The sequence below is a fragment of the Streptomyces sp. NPDC007095 genome, assembly GCF_040634475.1.
GTDB lineage: Bacteria > Actinomycetota > Actinomycetes > Streptomycetales > Streptomycetaceae > Streptomyces.
This window is the reverse complement of record NZ_JBEYFS010000273.1, coordinates 1-14,533: the sequence shown is the minus strand read 5'-3', so window position 1 is coordinate 14,533 and position 14,533 is coordinate 1. Positions and strand designations below refer to the sequence as shown.

At 70.4% G+C, this 14,533-nt stretch carries 14 protein-coding genes; 6 read left to right on the top strand and 8 right to left on the bottom strand.

The genetic code is table 11. The annotated features are described in order from the left end of the window. Positions 1-67 precede the first annotated feature (67 nt). The 3 genes from ABZ656_RS50400 to ABZ656_RS50390 are packed head-to-tail and all read right to left on the bottom strand — an operon-like array spanning position 68 to position 3,139. Positions 68-661 (bottom strand): TetR/AcrR family transcriptional regulator, encoded by a 594-nt coding sequence (locus ABZ656_RS50400; protein WP_075027871.1) that lies wholly within the window; start codon positions 659-661, stop codon positions 68-70. A gap of 55 nt (positions 662-716) precedes the next feature. Next, complete coding sequence (locus tag ABZ656_RS50395; protein ID WP_360278368.1) at positions 717-2,378, bottom strand: AMP-binding protein; 1,662 nt, start codon at positions 2,376-2,378, stop codon at positions 717-719. After that, on the bottom strand, positions 2,375-3,139 hold the full coding sequence (locus ABZ656_RS50390) for an SDR family oxidoreductase (RefSeq protein ID WP_101406051.1): 765 nt from the start codon (positions 3,137-3,139) through the stop codon (positions 2,375-2,377). The genes ABZ656_RS50395 and ABZ656_RS50390 overlap by 4 nt, the downstream gene beginning before the upstream one ends. 226 nt (positions 3,140-3,365) lie before the next feature. Between ABZ656_RS50390 and ABZ656_RS50385 the strand changes: the two genes are divergently transcribed. After that, positions 3,366-4,616, top strand: a complete 1,251-nt coding sequence (locus ABZ656_RS50385) for a DUF1343 domain-containing protein (RefSeq protein WP_101406050.1) — start codon at positions 3,366-3,368, stop codon at positions 4,614-4,616. Between the two features lie 110 nt (positions 4,617-4,726). Beyond that, complete coding sequence (locus ABZ656_RS50380; RefSeq protein WP_360278365.1) at positions 4,727-6,061, top strand: serine-threonine protein kinase; 1,335 nt, start codon at positions 4,727-4,729, stop codon at positions 6,059-6,061. A gap of 34 nt (positions 6,062-6,095) precedes the next feature. Here the strand turns inward: ABZ656_RS50380 and ABZ656_RS50375 are convergent, their stop codons facing one another. Next, positions 6,096-8,888, bottom strand: coding sequence for a penicillin acylase family protein (locus tag ABZ656_RS50375; protein WP_360278362.1), 2,793 nt, complete (start codon positions 8,886-8,888; stop codon positions 6,096-6,098). Between the two features lie 357 nt (positions 8,889-9,245). Between ABZ656_RS50375 and ABZ656_RS50370 the strand changes: the two genes are divergently transcribed. Both ABZ656_RS50370 and ABZ656_RS50365 read left to right on the top strand, forming a co-directional pair. Then, the gene (locus ABZ656_RS50370; protein ID WP_101406047.1) at positions 9,246-9,848 is read left to right on the top strand and encodes a hypothetical protein; all 603 of its coding nucleotides are present in this window, start codon (positions 9,246-9,248) and stop codon (positions 9,846-9,848) included. 269 nt (positions 9,849-10,117) lie between these two features. After that, positions 10,118-10,255, top strand: a complete 138-nt coding sequence (locus tag ABZ656_RS50365) for a hypothetical protein (RefSeq protein ID WP_180362417.1) — start codon at positions 10,118-10,120, stop codon at positions 10,253-10,255. Between the two features lie 95 nt (positions 10,256-10,350). Here ABZ656_RS50365 and soxR read toward each other — a convergent pair whose 3' ends face one another. Then, positions 10,351-10,869, bottom strand: a complete 519-nt coding sequence (gene soxR, locus ABZ656_RS50360) for a redox-sensitive transcriptional activator SoxR (protein ID WP_101406046.1) — start codon at positions 10,867-10,869, stop codon at positions 10,351-10,353. A gap of 128 nt (positions 10,870-10,997) precedes the next feature. Here soxR and ABZ656_RS50355 point away from each other — a divergent pair, with 128 nt between their 5' ends. Then, complete coding sequence (locus ABZ656_RS50355; RefSeq protein ID WP_101408248.1) at positions 10,998-11,459, top strand: MaoC family dehydratase; 462 nt, start codon at positions 10,998-11,000, stop codon at positions 11,457-11,459. 25 nt (positions 11,460-11,484) lie between these two features. Here ABZ656_RS50355 and ABZ656_RS50350 read toward each other — a convergent pair whose 3' ends face one another. The 3 genes from ABZ656_RS50350 to ABZ656_RS50340 form a co-directional block, all read right to left on the bottom strand. After that, positions 11,485-12,111 (bottom strand): TetR family transcriptional regulator, encoded by a 627-nt coding sequence (locus ABZ656_RS50350; protein ID WP_101406045.1) that lies wholly within the window; start codon positions 12,109-12,111, stop codon positions 11,485-11,487. Positions 12,112-12,171: 60 nt separating this feature from the next. Further along, positions 12,172-12,402 carry a YiaA/YiaB family inner membrane protein gene (locus ABZ656_RS50345; RefSeq protein WP_168507636.1) on the bottom strand — a complete coding sequence of 77 codons (231 nt, stop codon included), beginning with the start codon at positions 12,400-12,402 and terminating at the stop codon, positions 12,172-12,174. A gap of 70 nt (positions 12,403-12,472) precedes the next feature. Continuing rightward, on the bottom strand, positions 12,473-13,624 hold the full coding sequence (locus tag ABZ656_RS50340; RefSeq protein ID WP_101406043.1) for an acyl-CoA dehydrogenase family protein: 1,152 nt from the start codon (positions 13,622-13,624) through the stop codon (positions 12,473-12,475). A gap of 85 nt (positions 13,625-13,709) precedes the next feature. Here ABZ656_RS50340 and ABZ656_RS50335 point away from each other — a divergent pair, with 85 nt between their 5' ends. Further along, complete coding sequence (locus ABZ656_RS50335) at positions 13,710-14,351, top strand: TetR/AcrR family transcriptional regulator (RefSeq protein ID WP_360278355.1); 642 nt, start codon at positions 13,710-13,712, stop codon at positions 14,349-14,351. Positions 14,352-14,533: the final 182 nt, after the last annotated feature.

The following is a 14,533-nucleotide window of genomic DNA, read 5'->3' as shown; positions in this document are numbered from 1 at the left end:
GTTCCCCGTGCCCCTGGAGGGGCATGGGGAACTGTGCGGCAAGCCCTCGCTCACCGCAGCCGAGGGACTACGGCCGCAGTGCGCGCAGCAGCAGGTCGGCCAGGTGGTCGGCGACCTCCTGGGGGGTGAGGGGGCCGTCGGGGCGGTACCAGGTCGACAGGTGGTGCACCGAGCCGAAGTGGTAGTCGACGACCAGGTCGGCCGGGGTGGCGGTGGAGAAGACGCCCTTCCTCTGGCCCTCCTCCACGAGCGCGCGGAAGCGTTCGTGGTAGCGGCGGCGCTCGGCGCGCACCTGCTTGTCCTTCTCGGGGCTGAGGTGGTGCATGGAGCGGAAGAAGATCGCCGCGTCGTCGAGGTTGTCGATCGTGGTGACGACGACGTCGGCGGCGGCACCCCGCAGCCGCTCCTCGACCGGCGCGTCGGCATCGGCGAACGCGTCCAGCCGCTCCTGCTGAAGCCGCAGCACGCGCGCGTACACCTCGTGCAGGAGGTCGTCCTTGGAGCCGAAGTAGTGGTACAGCGCGCCCTTGGTGACGCCCGCCGCCTCCACGATCTCCTGCACGGATGTGCGGTCGTAGCCCTGCTCGGCGAAGAGCCGGGTGGCGGCGGCCAAGAGCCGCTGCGGGACGGGCGTACCGTCTCCGTCCGTCGTCCTGGGCACTGCCGCCACCTGCCTTTCAAGCGTTGTCCGGTGAAACGCGTCGTCTACTGCTCGTCTACTGAGACTCCTGGGGACGGGAACGCAGTTCCCGACGGAGGATCTTGCCACTCGCCGTCTTCGGCAGCTCGGGCAGGATCTCCACATGCCGCGGATACTTGTAGGCGGCCAGTCTCTCCTTGCAGTACGCGGCGAGCGCGTCGGGGTCCTCTTCCGCGCCGGGCCGCAGGCTGATGTAGGCCTTCACGGTCTCGCCGCGGTAGCCGTCGGGGATGCCGACGACGGCCGCCTCCCGCACCGAGGGGTGCGTGTAGAGGACGTCCTCGACCTCGCGGGGCCACACCTTGAAGCCGGACGCGTTGATCATGTCCTTCTTGCGGTCGACGACGTAGAGCCAGCCTTCGGGGTCCATGAATCCGATGTCGCCGGTGCGCAGCTCACCGTCCGGGAAGGTCTCGGCGGTGGATTCGGGGCGGCGCCAGTAGCCGGGCACGACCTGGGGGCCTCGTACGAGGATCTCGCCCTGTTCGCCGAAGGGCACCTCCTGGCCCTGGTCGTCGACGATGCGTACGACCGTGTCGGGGCCCGGCACACCGACGGCCAGCGTGCCCGAGACCGGGTCGACGGGAGCCTCCCGGCCCGGCGGTACGGAGGCGCAGGGGGCGGTGCACTCGGTGAGTCCGTAGCCGTTGCGGATGTAGGGCCCGAAGCCCGCCCGGAACTTCTCCACCAGGGCCGGCGGCAGTGGCGCGCCGCCCGAGGAGATGTTCACGAAGGAGGCGAAGTGGTCCGGCGTGACCGCCGGATGCGCCGCGAGTGCCATGAAGGCGGTCGACGGGCCGACCGTGTACAGCGGCCTGTGCTCGGCGAACGCGTCGAGGACGACCCCCGCCTCGAAGCGGTAGGCGAGGACGAGCGTGCCCGCGCTGTTGAGGCAGGCGGCGAGCTGGCAGACCATCCCGGTGATGTGGAACAGGGGCGCCATCGCGAAGTAGACGGGCGCCTCGGGCAGCCCGAGGCCCGTCCGCTGCCGCTCGGCGTTGTACATGATGTTGCCGTGCGTGTTGGTGGCCCCCTTGGGGGTGCCGCTCGTCCCCGAGGTGTAGCTGATCAGCGCGATGTCGGAGGGCTCCGCGTCACGCTCCGCGGGGGCCTTGTGGCCCGCCCGGGCGACCGCCGCCAGATCGTCGGCGTCCGCGGCCTGCGGCAGCCGCTCGAAGGTCAGCACACGCGCGTCAGCCCGAGTCTGGAAATCCAACTCGCAGCCGGTGAGGACGACACTCACGGCCGAGTCGGCGGCCGTCTCGCGCAGATACGACTCCCACGCGCGGTCGGAGCACACCAGGGCGCGTACGTCCGCGTCGTGCAGGACGTGGCGGACCTCTCCCGACTTGTACATCGGGTTGACCGGCACGACGGTCGCGCCCGCCTTCCAGGCGCCGAGCAGCGCGAGCACGAAGTGCGGGGAGTTCTGGAGCAGGATCGCGACGCGGTCACCGCGCTCCAGACCGCGGGCGGCGAGGTGCCCGGCGACGGAGTCGCTCAGCTCGTCCACCTCGCGGTAGCTCAGCCGCCCGTCGAAGTAGGCGAGCGCGGCGCGGTCCGGGGCGTCCGCCACGGCGCCGCGCAGGGCGTGCACCAGGGAGTCGGCCGGGCTCACCGGGCCGCTCTGGGCGTCGTTGAGGAGGGCCACCCAAGGGCGGTCGGCGTAGGTGGTCACCGGGTCGCCTCCCACTTCTGCTGGATGTGGTTCATGTTCGACAGCCAGTGGTCCGGTTGGGTGGCGCGCAGCTGGTAGTACCCGGCGACCTCGGGGTGCGGCAGGATCAGGAAGCGGTCCTCCTCGATCCCCGCGAACAGCGCGTCCGCGACGGCCTCCGGCTCGATGGCGGTCGGCTGGAGGACCAGGTCGCCCGCGCTGCCTGTGGCGTCGAGCATGTCGGTGCGCACGCCCTGCGGGCAGATCGCGTGCACCTTCAGACCGCGGTGGCGGTACGTCAGCGACAGCCACTCGGCGAAGGCGTACGCACCGTGCTTGGTGACGCTGTAGGGCGCGGCGCCGATCATGGTGAGCAGTCCGGCGGCGGAGACGGTGGAGACGAACCGGCCACTGCCGCGCTCCAGCCAGGCCGGGAGCAGCTCCTGGGCCGCCCGGACGTGCGCCATCACATTGACGTCCCAGGCGAGCGCCCAGACCTTCTCGTCGGCCGACTCACTGCCGGCCGAGGGGAGGCCCGCGTTGGCGCAGTAGACGTCGATGGTGCCTCCGAGAGCGTCCCGGGCCTCGGCCACGATCGCGGACGCGTCGCCGGGAACCGCGATCGCCCCGATCTCCTCGGCCACGGCCTTCGCCTTGGCGGCGTCCAGGTCGTTGACGACGACCCGGGCCCCCTCGGCGGCGAATCGACGGGCCAGCGCGGCCCCGATGCCGCCTCCGGCCCCGGTGACGACCACTCCCGCATCCTGCACGGCTTCCACCATCGGTCTCCTTCGACACGACGCGACACAACACGGCTCAGCTGCGCCCCAGACTAACCAGTCGGTATGTAGCGAGGGAAGGGGTGCCCCTCGGGGGCGCGGGGCTGTGCCGTTTACGCGGCTCCGCCGCGTGGGCGCGACAAGCCGCAACCGGCCCGCTGCTTACGAACGACCTGCGGGAGCGCCTACCGTGCCCGTGCCAGCCTTCCGCGATCACGGAGGTCCCCCCATGCGCCCTTCCCGCCGAGCCCTCCTCACGGCCACAGCCACGGCCACCGCCACCACCGCCCTCGCGGCAACCCCCACCACCCTCGCCACGACCTCCCATGCCAACCCCCTCCGCACCGGCTTCGAGCAGCTCCAGGCGAGCGGCTACGCCGCCCTCCAAGGACGGCGCGTCGGCGTCGTCACGAACCCCACCGGCGTCACCAGAGACGTTCGTCACATCGTCGACGTCATGCACGCCGACCCCCACGTCGAGCTGACCGCCGTCTTCGGCCCGGAACACGGTTTCCGCGGCACCGCGCAGGCCGGCGGCTCCGAGGGCCGCTACGACGACCCGGCGACCGGACTCCCGGTCTACGACACGTACCTCAAGAGCGGCAAGCCTCTCGCCGACGTCTTCACGGCCTCCGGCGTGGACACCGTCGTCTTCGACATCCAGGACGTGGGCGCGCGTTTCTACACGTACATCTGGACGCTGTACGACTGCATGGAGGCGGCCCGGCTCGCGGGCAAGCGCTTCGTGGTGCTGGACCGGCCGAACCCGGTGACCGGACGGGCCGCCCAGGGCCCGGTGCTGCACAAGGAGTTCGCGTCGTTCGTCGGGCGGCAGCCCGTGGCGCAGGCGCACGGGATGACGGTGGCGGAGCTGGCGCGGCTGTTCAACGGGGAGTTCCTGGCGGCACCGGTGGAGCTGACCACCGTACTGATGTCGGGCTGGAAGCGGTCGGACTTCTACGATGCCTCCGGCCTGCCCTGGGTGCCGCCGAGCCCGAACATGCCGACGGCCGACACCGCGCTGGTGTACTCCGGAACGTGTCTCTTCGAGGGGACGAACCTGTCGGAGGGGCGCGGCACGACCCGCCCGTTCGAACTGCTGGGCGCGGAGGGCATCGACGGCCGATGGGCTCTGGAGGCGAACGGGCTCAAGGTCCCGGGCGCGCGCTTCAGGGAGGCGTATTTCGCTCCGACCTTCTCCAAGTTCCAGGGAAAGACGATCGGCGGCGTGCAGATCCATGTGCACGACCGGGCCGCGTACGACCCCGTCCGCACCGGAATCGCGCTCCTGGTGACCGCCAAGAAGGTCTGGAGCGGCTTCGCCTGGCGCTCGGACAACTGGATCGACAAGCTGACCGGCTCCACGAGCGTGCGCACGATGATCGACGCGGGGGCGACGGCCGACGAGGTCGTGGCCGCCTGGCAGGACGAGCTGAAGGCCTTCCGGCGGATCCGGAAGGAATATCTTCTCTACGGATGAGCGGAAAGAACTTCTTTACCCCGGTTGGGTCGTGACGTATGGCCAATCTTCGCCCCCGGTAGGACGATGCGCCCACATCGCACCGCCTTCGGGGGACGAGGGGGCTTGCCATGGCGGATCCGGCAGTCAGTGTTTCTCCCTACTGGGAGCTGACCTTCGACGCGGACGGGGACGTGGACGGCCGGGAAAGGGACCGGCTGCTCGCGGAGGTGCCCCGGCGCGGAGTGCGTGATCTGATCGTCTTCGCGCACGGCTGGAACAACGACCGTTCCGGCGCGACCCGCCTCTACAGCCAGTTCTTCGCGCCCGTCCCGGACCTCGCGCCGCACGCGCGTCCGGGCTTCGTCGGTGTGGTGTGGCCCTCGATGCGGTTCTCGGACGAGCCGATCCCCGACTTTCCCCGGTCGGTGGCCGCCGCGGTCTCCACCGACGTGCCCGCCGCCGCCCGCGCCGCGCTCGACAAGGACACCCGGCGCGCGCTCCTGGAGGTGTTCCCGGGGCGGGCGACGGTCGTCGAGCAGATCGCGCGCCTGCTGGACCGACAGCCGGACGAGGGAGCCTCGCTGGAGGAGTTCGGGCGTCTGGTGCGGCTGCTCGTGGAGGTACCGCCGCAGGGACCGCAGGCCGCCTTCGCCGCGGACACGCTCGGGGAGGGCACGCCGCAGGGCGACCCCGCGATGCTCTTCGGGGACACGGCCACGGTGTGCGGCGAGTTCGCCGAGGCGCTGGCCGGGATGACGGCACCCGGCGAGACCTTCGCGCTGCCGCGGCCCTGGGACGGGGCGCGTGAACTGCTGCGCCAGGCCACCTACTACGCCATGAAGCGGCGTGCGGGCACGGTGGGTGAGCGTGGGCTCGGGCGCGCGCTCGGGCAGCTCGCGGCCGCCGCGCCCGGGGTGCGCGTGCACCTGGTCGGGCACAGCTTCGGCGGACGGCTCGTCTCCTTCGCACTGCGCGGACTGCCCGAGGGCGTGCGCACGGTGAAGTCCGTGACGCTGCTCCAAGGCGCCTTCTCGCACTACGCGTTCGCCGCGCAACTGCCCGGCGACCCGCGGACGAGCGGCGCGCTGCACGGTCTGCAGAGCCGCGTCGACGGCCCCCTGGTGTGCTGCTACTCCCACTTCGACACGGCGCTGGGCACGATCTATCCGCTGGCCTCCCGGATGGCGGACGACGACCGTTCGGTGCTGGGGATCGACCTCGACCCCGGACATCTCCTGGGTGCCCGCTGGGGCGCGATGGGGCACGACGGGGTGCAGGCGGTGGAGGGCACGAAGACGTTCACGCTCGCCGACGCGCTGCGCGCGAAGCTACCGGAGTCGGGGTGCGTGAACGTCGACGCGTGCGCGGTGGTGAACCGCGGCGGGCCCCCGTGCGGGGCCCACAGCGACATCTGCCACCGGGAGCTGGCCCAGGTGGTGCTGGCGGCGGGCCGCGTTCAATGACCCGCCGCCGGGGAGTCTCCGAAGCGCCCCGGGGTCACCGGTGCGACGTGTACTCCACCACCTGCTGGTAGGTCGGCCGGTTCTGCCAGGTGATCTTGCCGTGCTTGATACCGCCGAGCGTCCGCTGGACGATCGAATCGGCACACCACTGGTCGCCCGCCGAGCACTGGTCGTCGCCCGGGTAGACCTGGGCGGCGGTCAGACCGGCCGCCGTCTTGAGCGTGCTGATCAGGGCGTCCCGGCAGGCGCTGAGGCTGCCGCCGCCGCAGTACTTCTGCGACAGTCCGCCCTGCACCGACTCACCGAGGACCGCCCGGATGTCCTTGTCGACATAGCTCCACCAGCCGTACTGGAAGGAGCTTCCGGCGTGCGCGCCGGTCGGGCCGTGCGCGGCCGACGGGGACTCGTCGATGGGCAGGTTGCCGGAGAAGGCCGTGTACAGGTCGGTGCCGAGACCGGGTTCGAACTCGGCCTTCACCAGCAGCGGCCACCAGGCGTCCAGGATGCGGATCGCGTCGGCGTTGGCGTAGGCCTTCGAGCCGGCCGAGGTCTCCTTGCGCTTGGCTCCGGCCGTCACCCAGTCGGACAGCTTGGTCACCGCCGCCGCGGCCGTGGTGTCCGTGACCGTCGAACTGTTGATGACCTTCAGCAGCTTCGGCAGCACATCCTCGGCCCGCAGATCGGCCAGCGCGGCGTCGGCCATCGCCTTGGTGAGCGAGGACCTGGTCACCCCGCCCGCGGCGGCCAGCTTCTTCACCCGGTCCTCCAGGAGGTTCCCGCGGTGCACGGAACCGTCGCCCCAGGGGGCCGTGGTGTAGTCCTTGGCCTGCTTGTTGTTCCAGGAGACGTAGTAGTCCTGGTCGATGGAGTTGGGGTGCGCGGACGGCGGGGTGTACGAGGCGGTGTTCGTCGTCGGGTCCCAGTTCTGCCACTCGTACGCGGCCTGCGCCCAGACCGGGAACTCGGCGTCGACGCCGGCCGCCCGCACCGGGTTGTCACCGCTGTTGTAGTACGCGGTGTGCGAGGAGTCGGCGTAGAACCAGTTGAAGGTGTAGTTGATGTGCTGCACCGCGCTCTGGAACGTCCCCGGGCTCTTCACGTAGTCCGGGTCGTTGAGCATCTGGAAGCCGATGATCGAGTCGGCCTCGTGCATGTAGGAGGAGCGCAGGGTCGTGTACGCGACCTTCTTGCCGCCGACCGTCGCGCGGTACTCCACGGGACCGTACTTGGTCCGGTAGACCTGCATACGGTACGAGCCCGCCGCGGTGCCGTCGGCCGTGGTCGGCTTCCACGCGTTGGTCCGCTCGACCTTGTCCATGGCGGTGCAGGTGCCGTGGTACAGGTAGTGGATGTCGTCCTGGCACAGTTCGACGGCGTACGTGTCGATGATGTCCTGGCCGGAGGTCGTCGCGCTCCAGGAGTAGTCCTGGCCGCGGCCGAGTTCGACGTACATGCTCAGGCCCGCGAAGGAGGCGCCGCGCGCGCTGAGGCCTGGTCCCTGGATTTCCTGGAGCATGAGGAGCTGTGGCGCGAAATAGCCGGTCTGCGGCCCGAAGACGGCGATGGGGTGACCGCTGGCGGTGTACTTGCCGCTCACCACGAGGGCGTTGGACATCCCGCGCTTCGCGGAGGTGAGGGTGGTGGCGGCCGCCGTCGCCGAGGCGCTGGTGGCGGTGGCGGTGGCCGCACTGCCGGTGCGGTCGTAGACCAGTGGCTCCTGGGTCACCGAGCCGGCGTCGGGCAGGGCCTCGCCCTGCGCGGTGTCGGGCTTCGAGGCGTACGGGAAGCTCTCGCCGTTGTGGACGGTGAGCACCGCCTCGGGGTCGTTGCGCTCGCGGAAGGACTCCCAGACCTTGGTGCCCTCGGTCACGCCGTACTTGGACTGGGCGGCCAGCAGCGAGATGGCGTTGTTGACCTCGCCGCCGCCTCCGGAGCCGAAGAGCGAGCCGATGACGGAAGCCAGCGCGACCAGGTCGGTGATCTTGAAGTGGTCGATGGTGCCGGCGTTGGTGATGGAGTCCTTGTGGCCGGTCAGGACGTACTCACCGGGGAAGTAGCGGCCGCTGTCGGAGGCGTCGATGTACGCGTTGATGCCGTCGATGTAGGCGTCGGCGTCGGCGAGTGCCTGCTGACCGCGGGCGCCGTTGTTCGCGATGGCGTTGTCGATCTGGGTCTGCAGATCGGCCTCGGTGTAGGGCGCGTTGCGCCAGAACTCCTGCTCCAGGCCCTGGTTGGAGGAGGCCCCGCCGGCGAAGGAGGTCAGCTGGCCGCGTCCGACGTGCCGGAAGACGTCCATCAGCCACAGCCGGTCCTGGGCGGCGGCGTACCCGGCGCCGTACTCGGTGCCGTAGCGGGTGGTACCGGTGATGTGCGGCACACCGGTCTTCTTGTCGCGGACGATCGTCACGTCGGTGCGTCCGCCGGGCGCGGTGGTGGAGGCGACCTGGTCGGAGGCGACCCCGAAGGACGCGTCGTTGAAGAAGTCGTTGATCTTGGCGTCGGTGAGCGTGGCGGCGCCCGAGGCCAGGTTGCTGTAGGGGCCGAGCTGGTCCTCGGCATGGTCGGGCTGGACGCCGAAGGCCTGGTTGAGGAGGATCTGGGCGAGGGTGGCGTTGCCGTTCTGACCGGGCGGGAGGATGTCGGAACACTGGCCGCCGCAGTAGTCGTTGGCGGCGAGCGCGGCCGTGCTGTCGGCGGCCGCCGCCTGGGTCAGCGGGGACAGCAGGGCGGCTATGAGAGCACAGATGGATGCCGCCCCCAGGAACTTGGGGAATCTGCGGGGAGTTCTCAGTCTGTCGAGTGCGGTGCGTGCGGTGCGCCGTGGCATGGCTGCTCCTACCGACGGGGGTGGGCCGGACGTTACCGCCGGTATCCCCGAGTTGGAAGATGAACATGCGTCAACTTTTCAACGATCACTGAGCTGTTCAGAGGTCACGAGCCGTTTAGAGATCGACGGGCCATGCGGAGCCGGCGACACCCCGGCATCCGGGCACACAGGCTTTTCAACAGGTGACTGACAGCGAGGGGAGGTAGGCCGGAGGGAGTTCGGCCGGTGACTTATGGCGCTCATCGGAAATTGGATGGAGCCGAATCGCGTGTCGATACGTCTACTCGGCGACGTCCCTGGGACGGCAACGCCGAAGTGACCGAAGTACAGGTGCAGGTGTGACGGAGGTGCAGGGCGATGGCGGGTTTTCGGAGTCTGGCGAGACAGGTGCGAGATCCGAGGAATGATCTGGCACTGCGACGCTATTCACTGCGCAAGTGCCTGGAGAGGTTCGCCCCTTACGGGCATCGGGCGACCTGGGACCACCTCTGCTCCCGGGCCGGGTTCGGTCCCGAGGACCGGTCCCCCGATCCAGCGCGGCTCGTGGCCGCACTGGACGAGTTGGAGGAGGCCCGCTCCGTCTGGCTCGCCTACGAGGTCGAGTTCGCCGAGCGCCGCAAGAAGGAGAAGTACGACGGGCTGCGCCGGCCGGGCAGCGTGGACGACTGGCATCGGCTGACCTGGGGCGGATTCGGCGTCGCGTGGTGCGACGATCCGCGGATCCACCCCCACGAATCACTGGCCGAGGTGCTGCGCCGGCTGATCGCCGCGCTGGAGCGCGAGCCGGGCACGGTCTGCCCGGTCTGCACCGGCGAGCGCCTCACCTGGAAGTACGACCTGGCCCACGAACCGTCGTCGGGTCCCGTCTGCACGGGTTGCGGGATCGTCGTACCGCGGCCCGTCCTCACGCCCGAGGCGCTGGCGGATGCCAGGCGCGGGCGGTTGCTGGTCTCTGCGTGAGCGCCCCGCCGGGTTGAACGGGGGGCGGGGGTCGGGATCGGCCGGGTTACGGGAACTGCGGGTGAGTCGTCGGCTGCGGGATCGTGTGTGGCCGGGCGCGCAGTTCCCCGCGCCCCTGGCGGGGCGCTGACCTCGACGGGGGCGCAACTGAAGACACCCGGTGGGCCGACGCCAGCAGGCGCAAATCCGTTCGCTCCAGCTCTTTCTCCTCGGGACAGTTGGGCTCGATGAAACCCCGTTGACGTACCCGCGGAACCCGAGGAGTCCCGATGTCGACGCTGCGCGTCACCGCCGAAGTGCTGACCGTCCATGAGCATCCGAACGCCGACGCGCTCGAACTGGCCCAGGTGAGCCTGTACCGAGCCGTCGTCGCCGCTCCGCTCCGGCCACACTGGTACTCTCGCTGACGCGCAAGGGCGGCACGGAGTACGAGTGACGGGCGGCCGGGGCGATCGCGGCACGAGAGCCGGTTCTGCCCGGCCACGGGGCCGAGCGGTGCCGCTCAGCAGCACTCCTCGGCCGCCTGCTGCGACCCCTGCGACTGCCGCGGCTTCGGCCGCGCGGTAACGCGCTCCACCATGAGCCGGGAGCCCGCCTGGCGCTCGCCGAAGACGTCGTCCGGGTTGGACAGCACGCAGTTCTCCAGGGACAGACAACCGCACCCGATGCAGTCGGTCAGGTGATCCCGCAGCCGGCTCAACTGCTTGATCCGCTCGTCGAGTTCGGAACGCCAGGCCTCCGACAGCCGGGCCCAGTCCTCGCGCGTCGGGGTGCGCTCCTCGGGAAGTTCGGCGAGCGCCTCGCGGATGGTGGCGAGGGGGATGCCGACGCGCTGGGCGGCCCGGACGAAGGCGACTCGGCGCAGCGCGTCGCGGTGGTAGCGGCGCTGGTTGCCGGTGGTGCGACGGCTGCTGATCAGGCCCTTGGACTCGTAGAAGTGCAGGGCTGAGACGGCGGCGCCGCTGCGGGCCGACAGTTGACCGACGGTCAGCTCGTGGATCTTCTCAGGGATCTGGGGCACCCCTCCAACCCTACCTACTTCGTCACCCGCCCTACCTACTTCGTCACACGTCCGGTCCGTTGACATGCGCCCCGCGCCCGACCATGCTAAGCAGTTGCTTAGACATGGAGACGTGGGAGGTCGGGAAGATGGCAGAGCCGAGGACGTTCGCGACGGTCGACGAACTGCGGGCCGCGGTGGGCGAGCAGCTGGGGTACAGCGACTGGGTCGAGATCGAGCAGAAGCGGATCGACCTCTTCGCGGAGGCGACCGGCGACCACCAGTGGATCCACGTCGACCCCGAGAAGGCCGCGACCGGCCCCTTCGGCACGACGATCGCCCACGGCTACCTCACCCTGTCGCTGCTCCCGCTCTTCGGCCCGCAGCTGATCAAGGTCGAAGGCGTGAAGATGGGCGTCAACTACGGGACGAACAAGGTCCGTTTCCCCGCCCCCGTACCGGTCGGCTCACGGCTGCGCGCCACCGCGAAGATCACCGGAGTCGAGGACGTACCCGGCGGTGTCCAGGTGTCCGTGGCCTTCACCGTGGAACGCGAGGGCGGCGACAAGCCGGTGTGCGTCGCCGAGTCGGTGTCGCGCTACTACGTCTGAGCACCCCGCACGCGCCCGGGGGCCGCTACTCCTTGGCCCCGACCATGCGCAGTACGAGGTCGGCGTAGAGCGCGCCGACCTCGTCGGGCGTACGGGGCCCGTTGACGTTGAACCAGCGGGCCACGTCGATGCAGAGGGAGAGCACGGCGAGCGTGGTGCCCGGCACGTCCGGCACGTCGAAGTCGCCCGCCGCCACGCCGTCCTCGATGATGCCGCGCACGGCCGCGTCGGTCTGCCGCCGCAGCGCGACGATCTCCGCCCGCGCCTCGGGTCCGAGGGCTTCCAGCTCGTACTGCACGACCCGCGCGGTGGTGTGCTGCCCGGCGTGCCACCGTACGAAGGACCGCACGGCGTCGGTGAGCCGCTCGGCGGCGCTGCCGCCGCCCTGCGCCGCGCCGCGCACGACGTCGAGCGCCTTGTCGTGCCCGATCCGGCTGATGCGGTGGAGCAGCTCTTCCTTGGTCTTGTAGTGGATGTAGAGCGCGGCGGGGCTCATGCCCGCGCGGCCCGCGATGTCCCGGGTCGTCGTCGCGTGGTACCCGCGCTCGGCGAAGGCCTCGACGGCCGCGACGAGCAGCCGCCGGGCCGCGTCCGGGGTGACCTCGGCCCACGGCTGCATCTCGCCGCCGGCCGTCTCCTCCGCCGTACTCATCGCTGGTTCGCCCCTCTCGCTGACAGGAGGTACACCATACCGCCGAAGGTGAGCGGGCGCTTAGCGTGCCCGGTCGGCGCCCGCGTCCTGACGGTCACGGATCACCTTGGCCAGCGTGAAGGACGACGTCACCAGATAGAGGACGGCGATGGCCAGAAAGGCGCGCACCCAGGCGTCGGCGTGCAGCTTGTAGATGCCGACGGCGGTCGCCACCATGGCGACGGAGAAGGAGGCCACGGCCTGGCCGTAGAAGGCCGCCGTGTTCAGATGCTTGACGGGTGTCTCACTCATGGGGACAAGGGTCGGCGGACGCGGCCGACGCCGCATCCGCCCACGTACTCAGTACCGCGTGCGGTCGTACTCAGAAGGCGGAAACCCCCGTCAGCGCACGCCCGATGACCAGCTTCTGTATCTGGCTGGTGCCTTCGTAGAGGGTCATCACGCGGGCGTCGCGCAGCAGCTTGCCCGCCGGGTACTCGTCGATGTAGCCGTAGCCGCCGAAGACCTGGAGGGCGTTGTTCGCGGCGCGCACGGCGGCCTCGGAGGCGAAGAGCTTGGCCTTCGACGACTCCGTGGCGAAGGGCAGTCCGCGGTCGACGAGATCGGCGACCCGCCAGGTCAGCAGCCGTGCCGCGTCCACGTCGACGGCGATGTCGCTGATCAGTTCCTGGACGAGCTGGTGGTGCGCGATGGTCCTCCCGAACTGCTCCCGCTCGGTCGCGTACCGCACGGCGACGTCCAGGGCCGCCTGGGCGATGCCGACGCACCCGGCGGCGACCGACATCCGCCCCTTGGCGAGGGCGGACATGGCCACGGAGAACCCCTTGCCCTCGGGCGCCAGCATGGCGCTCGAGGGTACGCGTACGTCCTCCAGGACGATTTCGGCGGTGGCCTGGCCGCGCAGGCCGAGCTTGCCGTGGATAGTGCGGCGGCTCAGGCCGGGGGTGTCGGTCGGCACGAGGAAGGCGGAGACGCCCTTGTGGCCGGGGGCGTCGGTGGAGCGGGCGAAGAGCAGGACGACGTCGGCCCAGGTCCCGTTGGTGATGAACATCTTGGTGCCGTTGATGACGTAGTCGTCGCCGTCGCGTACGGCCTTCGTCGAGAGGTTGCCCGCGTCCGAGCCGGTGCCGGGCTCGGTGAGGCCGAAGCAGCCCACGTACGCGCCGGAGGTCAGCCCTGGCAGCCACTGCCGCTTCTGCTCCTCACTCCCCCAGTACGCGATCGTCTTGGCCACGAGACCGAGTGAGACGGAGACGATGCCGCGCACGGAGGAGTCACCGCGGCCCAGTTCCTCCGTCACGAGGCAGTAGGCGAGGTGGTCGCCACCGCTGCCGCCGTACTCCTCCTCGACGGTGAGCCCGAGGAAGCCGACCTCGCCGAGCTTCTTCACGAGCGAGCGGTCGACCTCCTCCGCGCGGTCCCACTCGACGACATGAGGGGCGATCTCGCGGTCCACGAAGTCCTTGGCCAGTTGCCGGACGGCGGTCTGCTCCTCGCTGAGCTCCAGGTTCATGACGGATCACCCCATTTGAAAGCCGTACATTCGAAAAGCTAAATTAGCACTGCTAGTTTAAGTCCGCAGCCCTACTATGTGCGCCATGGCCCGACCGCGCAAGCCCCTCCTGAGCACCGACCGGATCGTCGACACGGCACGGGCCCTGGTGGACGCGGAGGGGCTGGCCGCAGTCTCCACACGGCGGCTCGCCGCCGAACTGGGCGTGAGCGGACCCTCCCTCTACAACCACTTCCGCACCAAGGACCAGATCCTGGAAGCGGTCGCGGACTCCGTGAGCGCGCAGGTCGACCTGTCGATGTTCGAGGACGGGCGGGACTGGCGTACCGCCCTGCACGACTGGGCCGTGTCCTACCGGGCGGCGCTGCGCGACCACGCGAACATCGTCCCGGTCCTCGCCCGCGGTCCCGGGCGCCGTCCCGCCGGGCTGCGGCTCGCGGACGCCGTCTTCGGCGCGATGGTCGACGCCGGCTGGCCACCGGCCCAGGCCACGTCGATCGGCGCCCTGATGCGCTACTTCATCATGGGCTCCGCGCTCGGGTCCTTCGCCGGCGGTTTCGTCGACGACGAGAGCGCGTACGACCCCGCCGACTATCCCCATCTCGGGCAGGCCCACCTGCTCGCCGAGCAGCAGGAGAAGGTGGACGAGCGGGCCTTCGAGGTGGGGCTCGCGGCATTGCTGGACGGGTTGACGGAGCAGTTCGGGAGGGTGACGGGAGACGGCTGACGGCGCCGAGGCGGTTTGATCCCGCCCCGCCGCCCCGGGTGGGTTCGTTGGCTGCGGGTGAGTGGGGGCTTGGCGCGCAGTTCCCACCGCCCATGGGGCACGGGGCTGCGCCCCGGCGCCCCATGGGCCTCGCCCTCGCACGCCGGACGGGCTGGAGGCTTCAGGGGCGCGGGGAACTGCGC

Coding starts and splice junctions, on each gene's coding strand:
- ABZ656_RS50350 (WP_101406045.1), bottom strand. CDS start 12,111: ATGAGTACGGCGGAGGAGACGGCCGGCGGCGAGATGCAGCCGTGGGCC.
- ABZ656_RS50355 (WP_101408248.1), top strand. CDS start 10,998: ATGGCAGAGCCGAGGACGTTCGCGACGGTCGACGAACTGCGGGCCGCG.
- ABZ656_RS50370 (WP_101406047.1), top strand. CDS start 9,246: ATGGCGGGTTTTCGGAGTCTGGCGAGACAGGTGCGAGATCCGAGGAAT.
- ABZ656_RS50375 (WP_360278362.1), bottom strand. CDS start 8,888: ATGCCACGGCGCACCGCACGCACCGCACTCGACAGACTGAGAACTCCC.
- ABZ656_RS50340 (WP_101406043.1), bottom strand. CDS start 13,624: ATGAACCTGGAGCTCAGCGAGGAGCAGACCGCCGTCCGGCAACTGGCC.
- ABZ656_RS50345 (WP_168507636.1), bottom strand. CDS start 12,402: ATGAGTGAGACACCCGTCAAGCATCTGAACACGGCGGCCTTCTACGGC.
- ABZ656_RS50335 (WP_360278355.1), top strand. CDS start 13,710: ATGGCCCGACCGCGCAAGCCCCTCCTGAGCACCGACCGGATCGTCGAC.
- ABZ656_RS50385 (WP_101406050.1), top strand. CDS start 3,366: ATGCGCCCTTCCCGCCGAGCCCTCCTCACGGCCACAGCCACGGCCACC.
- ABZ656_RS50380 (WP_360278365.1), top strand. CDS start 4,727: ATGGCGGATCCGGCAGTCAGTGTTTCTCCCTACTGGGAGCTGACCTTC.
- ABZ656_RS50390 (WP_101406051.1), bottom strand. CDS start 3,139: ATGGTGGAAGCCGTGCAGGATGCGGGAGTGGTCGTCACCGGGGCCGGA.
- ABZ656_RS50365 (WP_180362417.1), top strand. CDS start 10,118: ATGTCGACGCTGCGCGTCACCGCCGAAGTGCTGACCGTCCATGAGCAT.